This window comes from Meridianimaribacter sp. CL38, assembly GCF_004328055.1.
GTDB classification, from domain to species: domain Bacteria; phylum Bacteroidota; class Bacteroidia; order Flavobacteriales; family Flavobacteriaceae; genus Gaetbulibacter_B; species Gaetbulibacter_B jejuensis.
In genome coordinates this window covers 157,690-173,387 of the sequence record NZ_QKWS01000006.1, presented here as the reverse complement: position 1 = coordinate 173,387, position 15,698 = coordinate 157,690, and the positions used below count along the sequence as shown (strand labels likewise).

Genomic DNA, 15,698 nt, shown 5'->3' with positions numbered 1-15,698 from the left:
TCTTAATGAGATCCTGAAACGAGTTCAGGATGACAACAAGTTGTCACTTCAAACATTTAAAATAATCAAATGGTTCTTGGCAGTCGTTGCACTGAAATTGTGCTTTACAAGCTGTTGAACCAAATTGACTTATCATTTTTGTATTTGTGCTTCCGCATTGCGGACATTTTACTAATTGTTTTCCTTCCAGCAACACGGACTTGTCGGCTTCTTCATCTAATGGTGCTGCGATACCGTAATCTTCGAGTGCTTTTCGACCTCTTGGTGTAATCCAATCGGTTGTCCAAGCTGGATGTAAAATCAAATCTACTTCAGCTTTATAACCTGCTTTTTGCATTGCGCGCTTGATATCATCACTAATAACATCCATTGCAGGACAGCCACTGTAAGTTGGTGTGATTTCGATTTTTACAACGTCATTTTCGATAATAGCAGAACGTACCACTCCCATATCCATTATGGATAATACTGGGATTTCTGGGTCTGAAATAGACTCTAGAATCTTTACCAGTTTTTGGTCTATATTTTGATATTCTGTTACCATATTGAGACCTCTCGACTGCGCTCGAGGTGACATCTAGTGTTAATTTAAGAGATTCCTGCTTTCGCAGGAATTGGTTACCATTCCATATTTGGATAGGTACGTTGCATATATTGTAAATCGGCTAGCAAGTAACCCATATGTTCGGTATGAATGCCTTGCTTTCCTCCTTTTTGAAAATATTTGCTTTCTGGAACGCTTAACGTTGCTTCTTCTAAAACTGCATTTACTTCTTCGTAATAAGCATCTTTTAATTTAGTGACATCTACTCCAACGCCTTCAGCAACCATAGCTTTATCAGCTTCGGTTTGATGGAATAATTCATCGGTATACGTCCATAAATCATTTATTGCGGTTTGAATACGACTATGACTTTCTTCCGTTCCGTCTCCTAATCGCTTAATCCAATCGGATGAGAAACGCTTATGGTAACTCACTTCTTTGATGGATTTTTTTGCAATAGCTGATAAGTTTAAATCAGTACTTTTTTCTAATTCGGTTAGCATTAAAAAATGATATACATCGAATAAGAATTGTCTTGCCATTGTGTACCCAAAATCGGTATTTGGCTGCTCTACCAATAAAACATTGAAGTATTCGCGTTCTTTACGAAGCATCGCGATATCATCTTCAGTTCTGCCGTCTCCAGCAATTTTTGCTGCATATTGATAATAACTACGCACTTGTCCTAATAAATCCAGTGACATATTAGTGCACGCGATATCGGTTTCTAAACTTGGTCCGTGACCGCAAAGCTCTCCTAATCTCTGACCGAGAATGAGGCTGTTGTCTGCGATTCCTAGGATGTAGTTGTATAGGTTTTTATTTTTCATTTTTAATCAAATTGAGACCTTTCGACTGCGCTCAAGGTGACATTTAACATAAATAAAGAGATCCTGAAACGAGTTCAGGATGACAAAGCCTTGCTTTGTTACATATGTTTTACGTCGTCTGGTAAATCATAAAATGTTGGATGACGATACACCTTGTCTTGTGCTGGTTCAAATAATTCGCCATTATGCTCTGGATTTGATGCTGTAATATGCTTACTTTCTACAACCCAAATGCTTACGCCTTCGTTACGTCTTGTGTAAACGTCTCTTGCATTTTCTAAAGCCATTTCTGCGTCTGCTGCGTGAAGACTTCCGAAATGACGATGTTCTAATCCATTTTTACTTCTTACGAAAACCTCCCAAAGTGGCCAGTTTTTTTTGTTTGACATAATTTGTATGCCTGCGAAAGCAGGTATCTTATTATTTATACTTCTATTTTATTTCTTCTTACGTTCATTTTGTCTTGAAACAAAACGAACCAAAAATTCAAGTTAAAATGAGGAATTTTTCAATCTTGCTCTACAGATTGAAAACCTTAAAATGAAATCTAAATTTCTTCCAAGGCTTCAGAAATTTTTAACGATTTCATTTTCTTATTCTGCATTTCAACGTGCTGACATTTTGCCAACGTATTCTAAAAACCAATAAACACGTACATTTTTATTGATTAAGAGACCTCTTTTTTCAAAGAGGTTGCTTTCTTTTCTGCGTGAGCCATTGCTGCGTCTCTAACCCATTCACCACGTTCCCATGCGCCAACTCTTGCTTTCATTCTTGCTTTGTTCATTGGTCCGTGACCTTTTACGACTTGCCAGAATTCATCCCAATCAATTTCTCCGAAATCATAACTCTGACGCTCTTCGTTCCATTTTAAATCTGGGTCTGGAATTGTTAATCCTAAAATATCAGCTTGTGGCACGGTTTGATCAATAAACTGCTGACGCAACTCGTCATTGGTTTTTCGCTTCAGTTTCCATTTCATTGATTGTTCGGTATGAACAGACATATCATCAGTTGGACCTAACATCATTAAACTTGGCCACCACCAACGGTTAAGTGCATCTTGTGCCATTTCTTTTTGTTCTGGTGTTCCATTACAAAGCTTTAGCATAATTTCGTAACCTTGACGCTGGTGAAAACTTTCTTCCTTACACACGCGCACCATTGCTCTTGCATAAGGTCCAAAAGACGTGCTGCAAAGTGGCACTTGATTGATAATGGCTGCACCATCTACCAACCAACCGATAGCTCCCATATCTGCCCAAGTTACTGTTGGGTAATTAAAAATGGAAGAATATTTTGCTTTACCAGAATGCAATTGTTCATATAGTTCGTCTCGCGAGATGCCTAATGTTTCGCAAGCACTGTATAGGTATAATCCGTGACCAGCTTCGTCTTGTACTTTTGCCAATAAGGCTACTTTACGACGTAAGGATGGTGCACGAGTAATCCAGTTACCTTCTGGTAACATTCCTACAATTTCGGAATGTGCGTGCTGACTAATTTGCCTAATATGCGTTTGACGATATTTTTCTGGCATCCAGTCTTTAGGTTCAATTTTTTCGTCGCGTGCGATACGCGCTTCAAATTGCTCTTCCAGGTTTTTTATTTGTTCTTCACTCATAATTTAGTATTTAGTGAATAGTTTTTAATGTTTAGTGGATTCCGCATCAAGTGCGGAATGACAAATTCTATTTACACGTCGAAATCGACCACCACTTTTTTAGTAGTTGGAACGGCTTGACAACTTAACACATAGTTTTGTGCGACTTCATCTTCTTCTAGTGCGTAGTTGATTTTCATTTCAACTTCGCCTTCCATTACTTGACACTTACAGGTACTGCAAACGCCTCCTTTGCATGCAAAAGGCAAATCTGCTCCGGCAGTTAGTGCGCCATCTAAAATATTATCATCGTCTTGCTGCATTGTAAAACGGAATTCTTTTCCGCCATCGATAATAACAACTTCGACACCATCAATTTTTTGTTCTGATAAACGCTCAACACGTTTTTTATCTTCTTCGGTTAGGCCTTTTATAAATAATTCGAAATGAATTAAATCTTTTGGCAAACCGGCTTCAGCCAGATAATTACTCACGTAATTGACCATATCTTCTGGTCCACATAAAAACACTTCGCTTGTATCTGGAATATCAATGAATGTTTTGGTGAGAACTTTCATTTTTTCATCATCAAAACGACCATTGAACAACTCAATATCTCGCTTTTCTTTGGTTAGGAAATAATAGATTTCCAAACGACCGAAATAAGCATTTCTTAATTGCTCTAAGGCTTCCTTAAAGATAATAGATTTTGCTGTTCTATTGACATAAAACAACTTACACGTTGCGTTTGGTTCTGCTGCCAAATGCGCTTTAATCATCGAAAGAATTGGTGTGATACCACTTCCTGCTGCAAAAAACAGATAGTTTTTAGCATTGTCTGCATTACAATCTACTCCGAATGTTCCACTAGGAGCCATAACATCTAGCTCGTCTCCTGCTTTTAAAGTGCTATTGACAAAGGTTGAGAATTTTCCTCCTGGAATTTCTTTGACTGCCACTTTCCATTCGTTATCAAATGGACTAGAACATAGCGAATATGAACGACGTACATCTTCACCATTAATTAATGCTTTAAGCGTTAAATGTTGCCCTTGCGAGAATTTAAATTCGTCTTGCAACGCTTCAGGAATATCAAAAGTTACAACTGATGTATCTTTTGTTTCCTTGTAAATATCTTTTATTCTTAATTTATGAAAATCTGCCATAAGCCCCTTCTGTCCTTCGGACATCTTCCCCAAAAGGGAAGAATTTATTTTATCTAATTAAGGAATGTTTTACACAATTACCCGAAAACGATTTCGAGTCCTGATTTCAAAACTAACACTTGTTAGTTTACTTGACAAATTTACAAAAAATTAATCTATTTTTTTGTTAATACCGTTAATTAACACTTCGCTTAATTGTTGCGAGAGCTCTTCTGGGTTTAAGTCTTCTTTTTTAGGAATCCAGAGATATAAAGAGCGTAAGGTTGATAAAATTGAAAAGAGCATGACTTCGATATTTTCATTAATTATCTCTTCCTTTTTGATGCCTTGTTGGATAATATTTCTGAATTCATCTTCATAATTAGAACGCAATTGCAAGTAATACTCTAACTTTTCTTCAAGATGCATCCAATCGTTATTAAGAGAAGCCATTCCGTAGGTATTATGGGACGTAATATTCACATGCAGTTTAACAATATCTCTAAGCTTTTCGATATTTGACTTATTAGATTTTTGGATTTCCTTCAATCCTGTAGTAAATTCTTCTGCCAAGGAAATTATTATCTCTTTTAAAATTTGTTGCTTAGAATTTATATGATTGTAAAGACTTGCAGCTTTCATTCCCATTTCAGTTGCTAAATCGCGCATAGTGACAGCACTATATCCTTTTTCTTTAAATAGTTTAGCTGCAGTTTTTATGATTTCGTCTTTACGAGTTTCGTTTTTCAATTTCAAAAGTTAATATTTAACCGTAAATTTATACAAAAAGAAAAACTATGGGATTTTTGGATTTTATTTTTGGCGCAAAAAAAAGACAAGTTGACTTTTACATGAAGAATGGTGCCGAAATACTAGACGTGAGAACGCAACGTGAATGGGACAATGGTCATATTGAAGGCTCCAGACACATACCCTTAGACGACTTAAAAAATCATGTTGACGAATTAAAAGCATTAAACAAACCTCTTGTTGTTTGTTGCGAAAGTGGAGTTCGTTCTGCTAAGGCAGCCAAATTTTTAAACCTCAATAACATTGACGCTACAAATGGAGGTGGTTGGGTTTCTTTGAAAAGCAAGCTATAATTTAAGATTATTGAAGACTTCTAAACTTTCAATTGGTGTTTGATTGTACTCTAAAGTCCAACCTAAAGAGTTAGTTAGAATGTAAAATTTTGAGAGTTCGCTTAGCAATCTGTTTTGTGCATTAGATTTTAAATCGGAAGCTTCAATTTTCTTCATTAATTGCTGCTTAACCGTTTTTTTAATTTCGTTATAGTCTTTTGCTTCAAATGGATTAAGGTAATCAGCTTGTATATCGTAGTATTCGAAATCTGGGTTGATTTTTATTTCTTCTTTTGGGATAGTTAATATTTGAACTGTTTTTGTGGCTTCGTCAATATTATATTCAATTTTTGACAAATCATAAGCTATAGTTACATCAGCATTTACAACTACCAAAGCTTTTTTTTCAACCTCAATTAAATCTCCAAACATACGCTTGGAATTTTCATATGAGAAGACTTCGCTAAAATGACCTTCGGTCACCACCAGTTTACTGACGTTTTTTAACTGCTCTTGTATTAAAGCTGAATTTTCCTTTAGGATTATTTGCTCTTCTTTTTTATCACCACAATACTTAAAGGTAAAAAGAACAATAAGCGTGATTATGACTCCAAATAAAATTTTTCTCATACCTCTAAAATACAAAAAAGCACTGGTTGCTTCGACATTGAAGCCTAACCAATGCTTTAAATACCTTAATAGATTAATAGCATTACAAACATAACTATTAACTTATTTTCTTAAGTTATAAAAAGATTAAAGTAGTATTAAATTTACTTTTTAAGTTCTAATTTTTCAGCAAAATAATCACAAAAATCTTTCATTGTTGCTGTCATTTTTTCATCTTGAGTTGCTCTGTTAAAAGTATCACTCATAGCAACTAAGGTTTGATGAAAAAAGACTTTCATCTCATCAACAGGCATGTCTTTTGTCCACAAATCAATTCTTAGTGTTTCTTGAGCTTTACTATCCCAAACCGATAGCAACATTGCTTTTGCCTCTTCGTTTTCAACACCTCCATCCTTAGCAGTCCATCGTAGCGTTTCAGGAATGTGATTTTCGTCTAATTCAACATTTAACTCTATAGTTGATTTTTTATTTTCACTCATTATCTGTTCGGTTTATATTTTGCATTATTAAAAATTTCAACTGCATCTTTTTGCAGCATATCCATGAAGTCATCTTCATTATTCTCCATATATGATTTTACAATTTGCCAACCTATAAATTGCCCTAATTTACCAGGAGACTCAGTATCTAGTTCTAGATAAAACTTAGTAAAAGGCGCTGGCGCAGTAAATCTTGCAGGCAAGCTAGAATCGGTATTATACAATAATTCCTTAGAAATAAAATACCTCCAAATTTGGTCTTCATTAGAAATTGCCCACTCCAGTTGCTCTTGGGTGTAACCAATTTTTTCAGCATCAGTTTTAAACGGAATTATCTTATCCATAAAATACAATGCCTTACCAAAATAAATCATTTCGTCTAACAGAGTTTTTCGTTGTGATTGATAAATATACCTGTCAGCATAAGCAGCAGCCAAATCTGGTGTGATTTGAGAAGGCTTCATGTTTTCTGAAATGTATTTTGGAATTCCACCATAAAATTCGTGGTCAGCTCCCAAATAAGTATCAAGAGCCACCAGAGCGATTGTATCAGTTACATACACTTTGTCTCTATACCTTACATAATCAGAAAAAGTTACCACTCTTGGCGCTGAAAATGTTTTGTCGTAATACTTTAAATGCTGAAATAGCTTTTTGATTTCGTGTTCCTGAGGCGCAAAATTATTGAACACTTTATCAATCTCAACAAACAATTGCTGTTGTAAAGTATCAGACATTCTTTGTGTTAAGACTGAATCGTTTTCGGTTTTTGAAAACATAAACGGGAAAGCCGCTTTTAACTTAGGTAAGTCTTCGGGTTTTGAACTAGCAAACGCTTTATCAAATCGCTCCACAACAACATCAATATCTATAGCAGCAATTTCTTTTTCAACTTTGCTTTCATCTGCACATGAAAACACAAAAGCAAAACCCACAAAAAGTAAAATCAATTTCTTCATAAAAACTTAAACCTTGTTTATTTTTATTACTAATGCGATTAGTTTATTTTTGTTTGCAAAGGTACTATTCTTAGAATTAAATCGTATACAAAATGCAAACAGAAAAAGTTGTTACTCACATTGTAAATTGGTTAAAGGATTATGCAACAAACGCAAAAGTAAATGGATTTGTTGTAGGTGTTTCTGGCGGAATTGATTCTGCTGTAACTTCTACGCTATGCGCAAAAACAGGATTAGATGTTTTGTGTATAGAAATGCCTATTCACCAAGCGCAAAGCCATGTAACTCGTGCACAAGAACATATTGCACAACTAAAACAACGTTTTTCTAATATAAAAGACACCAGAGTAGACCTTACTCCTGTATTTGAAGAGTTTAAGACCGAAGTTTCTCTTGAAGGCAAACAAGCTACAGTTGACATGGCATTAGCAAACACCAGAGCTCGTTTAAGAATGACTACTTTATATTACCATGCTGGACTTTTAGGACTTTTGGTTGCAGGAACTGGAAATAAAGTTGAAGATTTTGGTGTTGGCTTTTACACTAAGTATGGTGATGGAGGTGTTGATTTAAGCCCAATTGCTGATTTAATGAAATCGGAAGTTTATAAACTAGGTGAATTATTACAAGTACCTGAATCTATAATGAATGCAGCTCCTAGCGACGGACTTTTTGGTGATGCTAGAAGTGATGAAGATCAAATAGGAGCTTCTTATCCAGAACTAGAGTGGGCAATGCAAATGAAAGACGAAGGAAAAACAATTGCTGATTTTGAAGGTCGTGAGCAAAAAGTATTTGAAATATTTATGAGATTTAACTCTTCGAATATGCATAAAATGACACCGATTCCTGTTTGCGAAATTCCTAAAAATTTAAAATAATTTTTAATGATTTAACTTTTAAAATGTTAAAGTTGTTAATTTTTTCCTTATTTTTATATCATAAATCTCCCCTTATAGAGCTTAACCATCTTAAGTTCTAACACGAATTTATAATTCAACTCATTATGATAAAGGTATTAGTTGTAGACAATCATCCTATTATTAGAACTGGCTTAAAATTACTTTTTGAGCACAGTCATGAGATTGATGTTATTGGTGGTGTTGGAAGTGGAATCGAGATTTTTGAATTTGTAAGACGCTATCCTGTTGACGTTATTATCTCAGAAATTGACCTTCCTGAGCTTAATGGTATAACTGCGTTACGCGCCATAAAAAAAGAGCATCAAAACCTTAAGGTAATAATGTACAGTCATCATCCTGAAGAAATTTATGCTATAAGCGTACTTAAAGCAGGCGCATCGGCTTATGTATCTAAAACAGTAGATACTGACACTCTTAAAGAAGCTATTCTTAAAGTGCATCAAGGTGATATTTACTTAAGCAACAATATGGCTAAACATCTTACATTTGATGAAGCTAAAAAAACCACAAGCAGACTCTACAAGCGTTTATCTACAAGAGAAGTTGAAGTTTTAAAGTTATTATCTTCAGGTAAAAAGAATAAGGAAATTGCAATGGAATTGGACATTAATGAAAAAACGGTTAGCACCTATAAAGCACGTCTTTTTAAAAAATTGAAAGTTACCAACCTTGTAGATTTAATTCATCAAGCGAAACATTTGGAGCTTACTTAAATTTTACCTCCTACTACTTTCCCAAGTTTTCTAGACAATAACATTTTAAGCCCTAAATAATCCCTAACATCTTCTAGCACACCTTTTACATTGACATCTTCTCGCAGTGTATCGTTTTTATATTCAGCTACTTTTTTATCAATTAAATAACAACGTAAACTCAAAATGGTTTGACTGACCAATTGCGCAATAGTTTCATTTTTGTCTTTAGGTACAATATGGTTTCTTTCCCAATCATGAAGATTGTAACGCTCGTCGTTCATTAAAATAGTTGTGACTTCACTAGCCATATCCTGACTAAGTTTACTCACAAAATCGCGTGTTGAAAAGTCTTGGTTTTGATGTAAATTATCAATTAAAGTATAGTACAGACTTTTAAAGTTTGGGTTAGTAAACTGCATTTCGTCTTCCTGCAAATCGAGGTAAATTTTCTCAAATACTTTACTAGTATTAATTACAGGTTCTAGCTTTAACTCATTGGTATTTTCATCTTCCTTTAATACCAAATCTTCAAAATCTTCGGTTTCATTACCATACAAAAGTAGAATTTCAATAATCTTACGTTCTAGCTCATATTGGATATCTATTTTTTGTTTGGGTTGTTCTTGTCTTACAACTTCAAAAGCTTTTTGCTCCTTTTTAAAATCTTTATTGGCTTGCTGGTGTTCTTTTTTACTTATTTGCGCCAAAGTACTAAACAGTACATTTTCGCTAATATCCATAATTCTAGAACACTCCTGAACATAAACTTCTCGCTTAATACTATCAGGAATTTTAGAAATACTATTTACAATATCTCTAATGGTTTCAGCTTTTTTTATTGGATCATTTTTAGCTTCTTCAACTAAAATTGAGGCTTTAAACTGAATGAAGTCTTTAGCGTTTTCATTTAAAAACGTGTTGAGCTCTTCATAAGTATTTTGCTTTGCAAAACTATCAGGATCTTCACCATTAGGAAATGTGCAAACCCTTACATTCATTCCTTGTTCAAGGATTAAATCGATACCACGAAGCGATGCTCTTATACCTGCTGCATCACCATCAAAAAGCACAGTTATGTTTTTGGTTAATCGGTTTATAAGCCTTATTTGCTCTGGTGTTAACGCAGTACCAGAAGAAGCCACTACATTTTTTATTCCTGTTTGGTGAAATTGAATAACATCAGTGTAACCTTCAACCAAAAAGCAATTATCTTCTTTAGCAATACTTTGTTTTGCATGATACAAACCATACAACACTTTACTCTTATGATATATGGTACTCTCTGGCGAGTTTAGGTATTTTGCAGCTTTTTTATCGTTAGTGAGTATTCTACCTCCAAACCCTAAAACACGACCACTCATACTATGTATAGGAAACATCACACGACCTTTAAAACGGTCAAAAGTTTTATTGTCCTTTACAATGGTAAGTCCTGTTTTTTCTAGGAATTCCATTTGATAACCTTTTTTTACAGCTTCATCAGTAAAGGCTTGCCACTCATCTGGTGAGTATCCTAATTGAAACTTTTTAATGGTTTCGTTGGTAAATCCACGTTCTTTAAAATAGCTTAATCCAATGGCTTGACCTTGGTCTGTTTTAAACATGACTTTTTGAAAATAGTCATTTGCAAACTCGCTAACCAAATACATGCTTTCGCGCTCGTTAGCTTCTTCTTTTTGCTCATTGGTTTGTTCAGTTTCTTCAACGTCAATATTATACTTTTTTGCTAAGTATTTTATAGCCTCAGGATAAGTGAAATGCTCGTGCTCCATCAAGAACGTTACCACATTACCTCCTTTACCACTACTAAAATCTTTCCAGATTTGTTTTACAGGAGACACCATAAAGCTAGGTGTACGCTCGTCACTAAAAGGACTCAACCCTTTAAAGTTAGTGCCTGATTTTTTTAAGGTAACAAAATCACCAATAACCTCCTCTACACGAGCGGTTTCAAAGACATGTTCTATGGTAGATTTTGATATCAACGTTGAAAAAAATTTGCAGACTGTAAATGTACTATAAAACTCCTTGTCTAAAAAATTTAAGCTGAGAGTAAAAACTTGACTTTATAAAATAAAAAAACGAACTTCGTTTAACAGTCGATATAAATTATTAAAACAATTCATATCTTTATTTTGTACGCAATGATGAAAAACCTACTTATCATATTCATTCTAACCTTTACAATTATAGCTTGTAAACAAAATTCGACTGAATCAAAGCGGAACGAAACAATTGATTATTATCCGAATAATCCAAAAGTGATTTTCAAAAAAACAGTTCATTTAGCGGACTTTGATAGTGTTTACTATTTCTACGATAATGGAATTATATTTAAAAAAGGAAAACAATACAAGGAAAACCAAAAATTCGGAAATTGGAAATTGTATGACCGAGATTCTGACTTACGAGAAATCCGAGAGTGGTTTACAATAAACGGAAAGTCAAGAGCTAATCGAGCTTGGAATCTCAATAAAGAAGGAGACACAATAGCTTGGAGACATCAAGATTCTATTTACAAACAAGCTGAATTTATAAATGATACAATTCCTTTTAGAAATACCATTTATGATATAATTTTCTTCAACAGAGATACAGTAAAATTAAACGAACCAATTAAAGGTTTCGTAGAAATACGTTCATCAGTAATTAGAGACCAACCATCAAACATAAGAGCGTTTATTGCAAAAGACAGCGCAAATTATAATTATGATTTCTCAAATGAGAAAGAGGTCAAACTTGCTAAATTTAATGACTTAACTATTGATAGTATAAATCAAAAATGGGCTGGAGAAGGAACTGACTTTTCTAAACTTATTTTCATTGGTTTATATTTTGACTCTGTAGGAGAAAAAAACTTAAGAGGTTATTACCAACAGTATTCTTTCGGACCATTTGAAAAAGACGAAAATGGACATAAAATTGACAGTATAATTGGTCATAAAATATACTTTGAAAGGAAAATAATAGTAATAGATAGTATTGAAAAAAATCACAGCGTACAACACCGGCTATAGTTCATTGCTTCTGACTTTCCTCTCGGAAAGTCCTCGCAAATTTGCTATCTTCGGTTTACGGCGGAAAATCCTCGCGGATTTCCCGCAACGAAACCATAGCCCAACCGTTAAACGAAACCAAATCTTCAGCATTATCATATATTAAAAAAGCCTCCAGTTAAGGAGGCTTTTTACTAACTTAAATAATTGTTTTAATCTAAATCAAAGCGTAAACCCATTGATAAATTGTGTTGGTCAAACGCTTGGTCTTTAAATAAAGGGTTTAAATCGTATTTCATATATAATCCCATACTGCCATAACCAACATAAGCGCCAAGACCATATACAAAATCGGAAGTATTGTAGTTACGCTTTATTTTTTCTTTTACTCTATCTCCATCTTGCTTGTATCTTAGTTTTTGCTGCGTACCAATGTTAAATCCTGCATAAGCTCCAACACCAATTTTAAATTTGTTGTGTGTTGAATAACGGAAATAATCGTCTTTTTCGATTTTTTTAGATGGACCAAACTCAAAATACACTGGCACTACCAAATTGGTTACTCTAAATTCAGACTCTTTTAACTCATACGGAAATTCCTCTAATGTAGTTACGTTACCATCTTGCACAAAGTACCTATCATCTTTAGGCGATAGTTTGTTCCACTGAAAAGAGAATCCGTACTTTAAACGTAAGGCATTTGAGTTTTTAAATACTCTGGTTTTCCAAGCCCAACCTAACTCTACAAATCCTGAGTTCATAAAACCGTATTCATCACCTATTTTTTGTCCGTCACCAATAGCGTTGTTAAAACCTGCTGCAAACACAAGGTCACTAGTTGTGCGTTTGTCGTATTTTCGGAACTTTTTTCTGTTCTTTATTCTAAAACCTGCAAAACTTTCGCCATCGCCTCCAAAACTGAATCCGAAATAATCTCCTTTATCATCGTCCAAATTATCATAACCTATTTCGTTACGCTTTAGCAACTCTATTTTGTTATCTATAATTGCAATACGATTTTCAATATTAAGCGCACGCTTTTTGGCTACTTCTTTTTTAAGCGCATCGGCTTTTTCTTGAGTGATTTCGCCATTTTCCAATCGAAGATTTATAGCCTCAACTTCTTTTTTAAGATACTCGCGTTCTTCTTCTTCAATTTTTTTCTTTAACTCATCAAGGCTCTCAATTTTAAACTGATTTTTAGACTTTTGAATTGTGTCTTGTGCGTTCATTTTACCTACAACTAGGCATAAGATTACTAGCACTACGCATTTTGTAATAGTGTTCATAACTGTTCGTTTTGTGATTAATGTTTCTTTTTAAGTGTTAATGATTTCGTTCAGCAACTGCAGTTTTTACTGTGTCGAAACTATTTTTAAGAGCATCAAATACTTTTGCTCTAAACGATTGCTCTAGCTCATCTTCAACGTCTTGAAGCAAAGCATCAGCACTTACCGTTCTTGTGGTTTCGTTGTATAATCTGTTTTTAAGTATTTCTCGTTCTGCTTGTTTTAAAAGCGAATCAATTTCGGCATTACTAACTGTAACATCTTCGAGGTTAAGCTTTTTTATTTCATCAACTACATCATTTATTTTAGCCTTTTCAAACTCTAATGAGTTTAAAGGAGTCTCTAAGTGCTTAACTTTTTCTTGCTCTTTAGTAGTGGTTGCAGCCACAGCTTCTTTAATTGTAACCGTTGTATTAGGACTTACAATTCTTGTTGACTTTTGCACTACTGCTCCACTTTTTGGGGTAGAAATTGTTTTTTCAGTTGAAGTTTTTATGTCTTCAACTTGTTCTACAGCAACAGTATTTTCTTCTTTTTGGTTTTCAACAGGATTTAAAACTTCTTCTTTTAATTGTTCTTCTTTAGTTTCAGTATCTACAATTGCTGGTGTGCTGTTTTCAAATTCTGAATTATTAAAAAACAATGTCGTTACTAAAGCAACACCTACAATGCTTGCTGCAATACCAACCCAAAAATATACCGTTTTGGGTTTTCTTTTATCTTGATTATCTAAACGTTTTGCCAAAACATCCCAACTTGCCTCAGATGGCTGTATGGTACGCTCCTCAATCTTCTCCTTAAGATTTTCCTCAAACTTAATTGGTGCCATAACTAGATGTGTTTAATTTTTTAATGTTTTCTTGAAGCATTTGTCTTGCTTTGAAGAGTTGCGATTTTGATGTTCCTTCTGATATATTTAATAGTTCTGCAATTTCGTGGTGCTTATAACCTTCTATAGCATACATTACAAAAACCATTTTATAACCTTCTGGCAATTCATCAATCAACTTTTGTAGTTCAGCCATTTCAATTTCGGTATTGATATTATTTGCATAATCGTGAGGCATTGTTACCTCTTCTACCGAAAACTCAATTTGCTTTTGCTGTCTTAAAAATGATATTGCTTCTCGTACCATTATTTTTCTCAGCCAACCTTCAAAACTTCCCAGATTTTTAAAGCTCTTTAAATTTGTAAATGCTTTAAAAAACCCATTTAGCATTACCTCTTCCGCTTTTTGAACATCTTTTATATAATACCTACAAACACTCAACATTTTAGGCGCATGTATTTCGTACAACACATGTTGCGCTTCGCGATTGTTTTTCGCAGCTTTACTGATAAGCTCAGTGTTATTATTATGCAATTGAATAACTTTCAAAATAGCTTTCATAAGGTCTTCTATTTATAAAGACGAAAGTTTTTTTAAAATGGTTGCCTGAAGTATGAAAAAAAATTATTTTTTTCTGTCAATCACGTAATTCACCATAAGTTCTAGTGAATCTTTAAATTCAGATTTTGGATATGTATCAAGAATTTGAAGTGCTTCTGTTTGAAACTGTTTCATTTTATCAATTGCATACTCCAATCCTCCATTAGCTTTAACAAAAGCTATAACCTCTTTAACACGCTTTGTGTTTTTATTATGATTTTTGATGGAGTTTATTAACCATTTTCTTTCCTTATCTGAACTGTTGTTGAGCACATAAATGAGTGGCAAAGTCATTTTTTGCTCTTTAATATCGATTCCTGTTGGCTTACCGATAGCTTCATCTCCATAATCGAACAAGTCATCTTTAATTTGAAATGCCATCCCAATAAGCTCACCAAATTTTCGCATGGTTTCTACTTCGGGTGAATTTGGTTTTACCGAAGCTGCACCTAAACTGCAACAAGCCGCAATAAGTGTTGCTGTTTTTTGACGGATAATCTCGTAATAGACGTCTTCAGTAATATCAAGTTGTCTCGCTTTTTCAATTTGAAGCAACTCACCTTCGCTCATTTCTCGAACAGCTACTGAAATAATTTTAAGTAAATCAAAATCATTATTATCAATTGATAGCAACAATCCTTTAGACAATAAAAAATCACCTATAAGTACTGCAATTTTATTTTTCCAAAGTGCATTTATAGAAAAGAATCCTCTACGTCTATTACTATCATCAACAACATCGTCATGCACTAAAGTAGCAGTATGAATCAATTCAATTACCGAAGCACCTCTGTAAGTTCGCTCACTAACTTCGCCATTTTTAATCATTTTAGCTACCAGAAACACAAACATAGGTCGCATTTGCTTCCCTTTTCTATTAACAATGTAGTGTGTAATTCTGTTGAGTAATGCAACCTTAGAAGACATTGACAAACGGAACTTTTCTTCGAAAAGATCCATTTCATAAGCGATAGGTTGTTTTATTTGTTCTGTAATTTTCAATTAAAAAGCTACTAAAATTGAGAACAACAAACGTACTAAAAAAGCTTGTGATATGCTATTTTAGGTGTTTTTTAGTTTTTCTTAACATAAA

General features: G+C 34.0%; 18 protein-coding genes. 4 read left to right on the top strand and 14 right to left on the bottom strand.

The genetic code is table 11. From position 1 onward, the window contains the following. Window positions 1-43 precede the first annotated feature (43 nt). From paaD to DMZ43_RS13985, 6 genes are all read right to left on the bottom strand, one after another. The gene (gene paaD, locus DMZ43_RS14010; RefSeq protein ID WP_131509004.1) at window positions 44-544 is read right to left on the bottom strand and encodes a 1,2-phenylacetyl-CoA epoxidase subunit PaaD; all 501 of its coding nucleotides are present in this window, start codon (window positions 542-544) and stop codon (window positions 44-46) included. A gap of 74 nt (window positions 545-618) precedes the next feature. After that, window positions 619-1,374, bottom strand: a complete 756-nt coding sequence (gene paaC, locus DMZ43_RS14005) for a 1,2-phenylacetyl-CoA epoxidase subunit PaaC (protein ID WP_131508955.1) — start codon at window positions 1,372-1,374, stop codon at window positions 619-621. A 98-nt stretch (window positions 1,375-1,472) separates the two neighbouring features. Then, window positions 1,473-1,763: a 1,2-phenylacetyl-CoA epoxidase subunit PaaB gene (paaB, locus tag DMZ43_RS14000; RefSeq protein ID WP_076620128.1), complete on the bottom strand. Its 291-nt coding sequence runs from the start codon at window positions 1,761-1,763 to the stop codon at window positions 1,473-1,475. Between the two features lie 278 nt (window positions 1,764-2,041). Further along, window positions 2,042-2,998, bottom strand: a complete 957-nt coding sequence (gene paaA, locus DMZ43_RS13995) for a 1,2-phenylacetyl-CoA epoxidase subunit PaaA (RefSeq protein WP_131508954.1) — start codon at window positions 2,996-2,998, stop codon at window positions 2,042-2,044. Window positions 2,999-3,069: 71 nt separating this feature from the next. Beyond that, on the bottom strand, window positions 3,070-4,143 hold the full coding sequence (locus DMZ43_RS13990) for a 2Fe-2S iron-sulfur cluster-binding protein (RefSeq protein ID WP_131508953.1): 1,074 nt from the start codon (window positions 4,141-4,143) through the stop codon (window positions 3,070-3,072). A gap of 150 nt (window positions 4,144-4,293) precedes the next feature. After that, the gene (locus DMZ43_RS13985) at window positions 4,294-4,872 is read right to left on the bottom strand and encodes a TetR/AcrR family transcriptional regulator (protein WP_131508952.1); all 579 of its coding nucleotides are present in this window, start codon (window positions 4,870-4,872) and stop codon (window positions 4,294-4,296) included. 47 nt (window positions 4,873-4,919) lie between these two features. Here DMZ43_RS13985 and DMZ43_RS13980 point away from each other — a divergent pair, with 47 nt between their 5' ends. Continuing rightward, a complete protein-coding gene (locus tag DMZ43_RS13980; RefSeq protein WP_131508951.1) occupies window positions 4,920-5,225 on the top strand; it encodes a rhodanese-like domain-containing protein in 306 nt (101 codons plus the stop codon). Here DMZ43_RS13980 and DMZ43_RS13975 read toward each other — a convergent pair. From DMZ43_RS13975 to gldB, 3 genes are all read right to left on the bottom strand, one after another. Beyond that, window positions 5,220-5,834, bottom strand: a complete 615-nt coding sequence (locus DMZ43_RS13975) for a DUF4230 domain-containing protein (protein ID WP_131508950.1) — start codon at window positions 5,832-5,834, stop codon at window positions 5,220-5,222. The two genes, DMZ43_RS13980 and DMZ43_RS13975, sit on opposite strands and share 6 nt — an antisense overlap. Before the next feature lie 143 nt (window positions 5,835-5,977). Further along, window positions 5,978-6,313 (bottom strand): gliding motility protein GldC, encoded by a 336-nt coding sequence (gene gldC / locus DMZ43_RS13970; RefSeq protein ID WP_129761058.1) that lies wholly within the window; start codon window positions 6,311-6,313, stop codon window positions 5,978-5,980. Then, window positions 6,313-7,272, bottom strand: a complete 960-nt coding sequence (gene gldB / locus DMZ43_RS13965) for a gliding motility lipoprotein GldB (RefSeq protein WP_131508949.1) — start codon at window positions 7,270-7,272, stop codon at window positions 6,313-6,315. Before gldB ends, gldC begins: the two co-directional genes overlap by 1 nt. 92 nt (window positions 7,273-7,364) lie before the next feature. On the opposite strand from gldB, the gene nadE reads away from it, so the two are divergent. Then, window positions 7,365-8,153, top strand: coding sequence for an NAD(+) synthase (gene nadE, locus DMZ43_RS13960; protein ID WP_131508948.1), 789 nt, complete (start codon window positions 7,365-7,367; stop codon window positions 8,151-8,153). A gap of 125 nt (window positions 8,154-8,278) precedes the next feature. Continuing rightward, window positions 8,279-8,908, top strand: coding sequence for a response regulator transcription factor (locus tag DMZ43_RS13955; protein WP_129761061.1), 630 nt, complete (start codon window positions 8,279-8,281; stop codon window positions 8,906-8,908). On the opposite strand, the gene dnaG is transcribed toward DMZ43_RS13955, so the two are convergent. Beyond that, window positions 8,905-10,875: a DNA primase gene (dnaG, locus tag DMZ43_RS13950; protein ID WP_131508947.1), complete on the bottom strand. Its 1,971-nt coding sequence runs from the start codon at window positions 10,873-10,875 to the stop codon at window positions 8,905-8,907. The two genes, DMZ43_RS13955 and dnaG, sit on opposite strands and share 4 nt — an antisense overlap. A gap of 276 nt (window positions 10,876-11,151) precedes the next feature. Here dnaG and DMZ43_RS13945 point away from each other — a divergent pair, with 276 nt between their 5' ends. After that, entirely contained in the window at window positions 11,152-11,907 is a 756-nt protein-coding gene (locus DMZ43_RS13945; RefSeq protein WP_131508946.1) for a hypothetical protein, read from the top strand. Window positions 11,908-12,098: 191 nt separating this feature from the next. Here the strand turns inward: DMZ43_RS13945 and DMZ43_RS13940 are convergent, their stop codons facing one another. The 4 genes from DMZ43_RS13940 to DMZ43_RS13925 form a co-directional block, all read right to left on the bottom strand. Further along, the gene (locus DMZ43_RS13940) at window positions 12,099-13,175 is read right to left on the bottom strand and encodes a hypothetical protein (protein WP_131508945.1); all 1,077 of its coding nucleotides are present in this window, start codon (window positions 13,173-13,175) and stop codon (window positions 12,099-12,101) included. 37 nt (window positions 13,176-13,212) lie between these two features. Further along, window positions 13,213-14,004, bottom strand: coding sequence for a hypothetical protein (locus DMZ43_RS13935; protein ID WP_131508944.1), 792 nt, complete (start codon window positions 14,002-14,004; stop codon window positions 13,213-13,215). Then, window positions 13,991-14,566 (bottom strand): RNA polymerase sigma factor, encoded by a 576-nt coding sequence (locus DMZ43_RS13930; protein WP_238155826.1) that lies wholly within the window; start codon window positions 14,564-14,566, stop codon window positions 13,991-13,993. Before DMZ43_RS13930 ends, DMZ43_RS13935 begins: the two co-directional genes overlap by 14 nt. Before the next feature lie 63 nt (window positions 14,567-14,629). After that, window positions 14,630-15,607 carry a polyprenyl synthetase family protein gene (locus DMZ43_RS13925; protein ID WP_129761066.1) on the bottom strand — a complete coding sequence of 326 codons (978 nt, stop codon included), beginning with the start codon at window positions 15,605-15,607 and terminating at the stop codon, window positions 14,630-14,632. Window positions 15,608-15,698 lie beyond the last annotated feature (91 nt).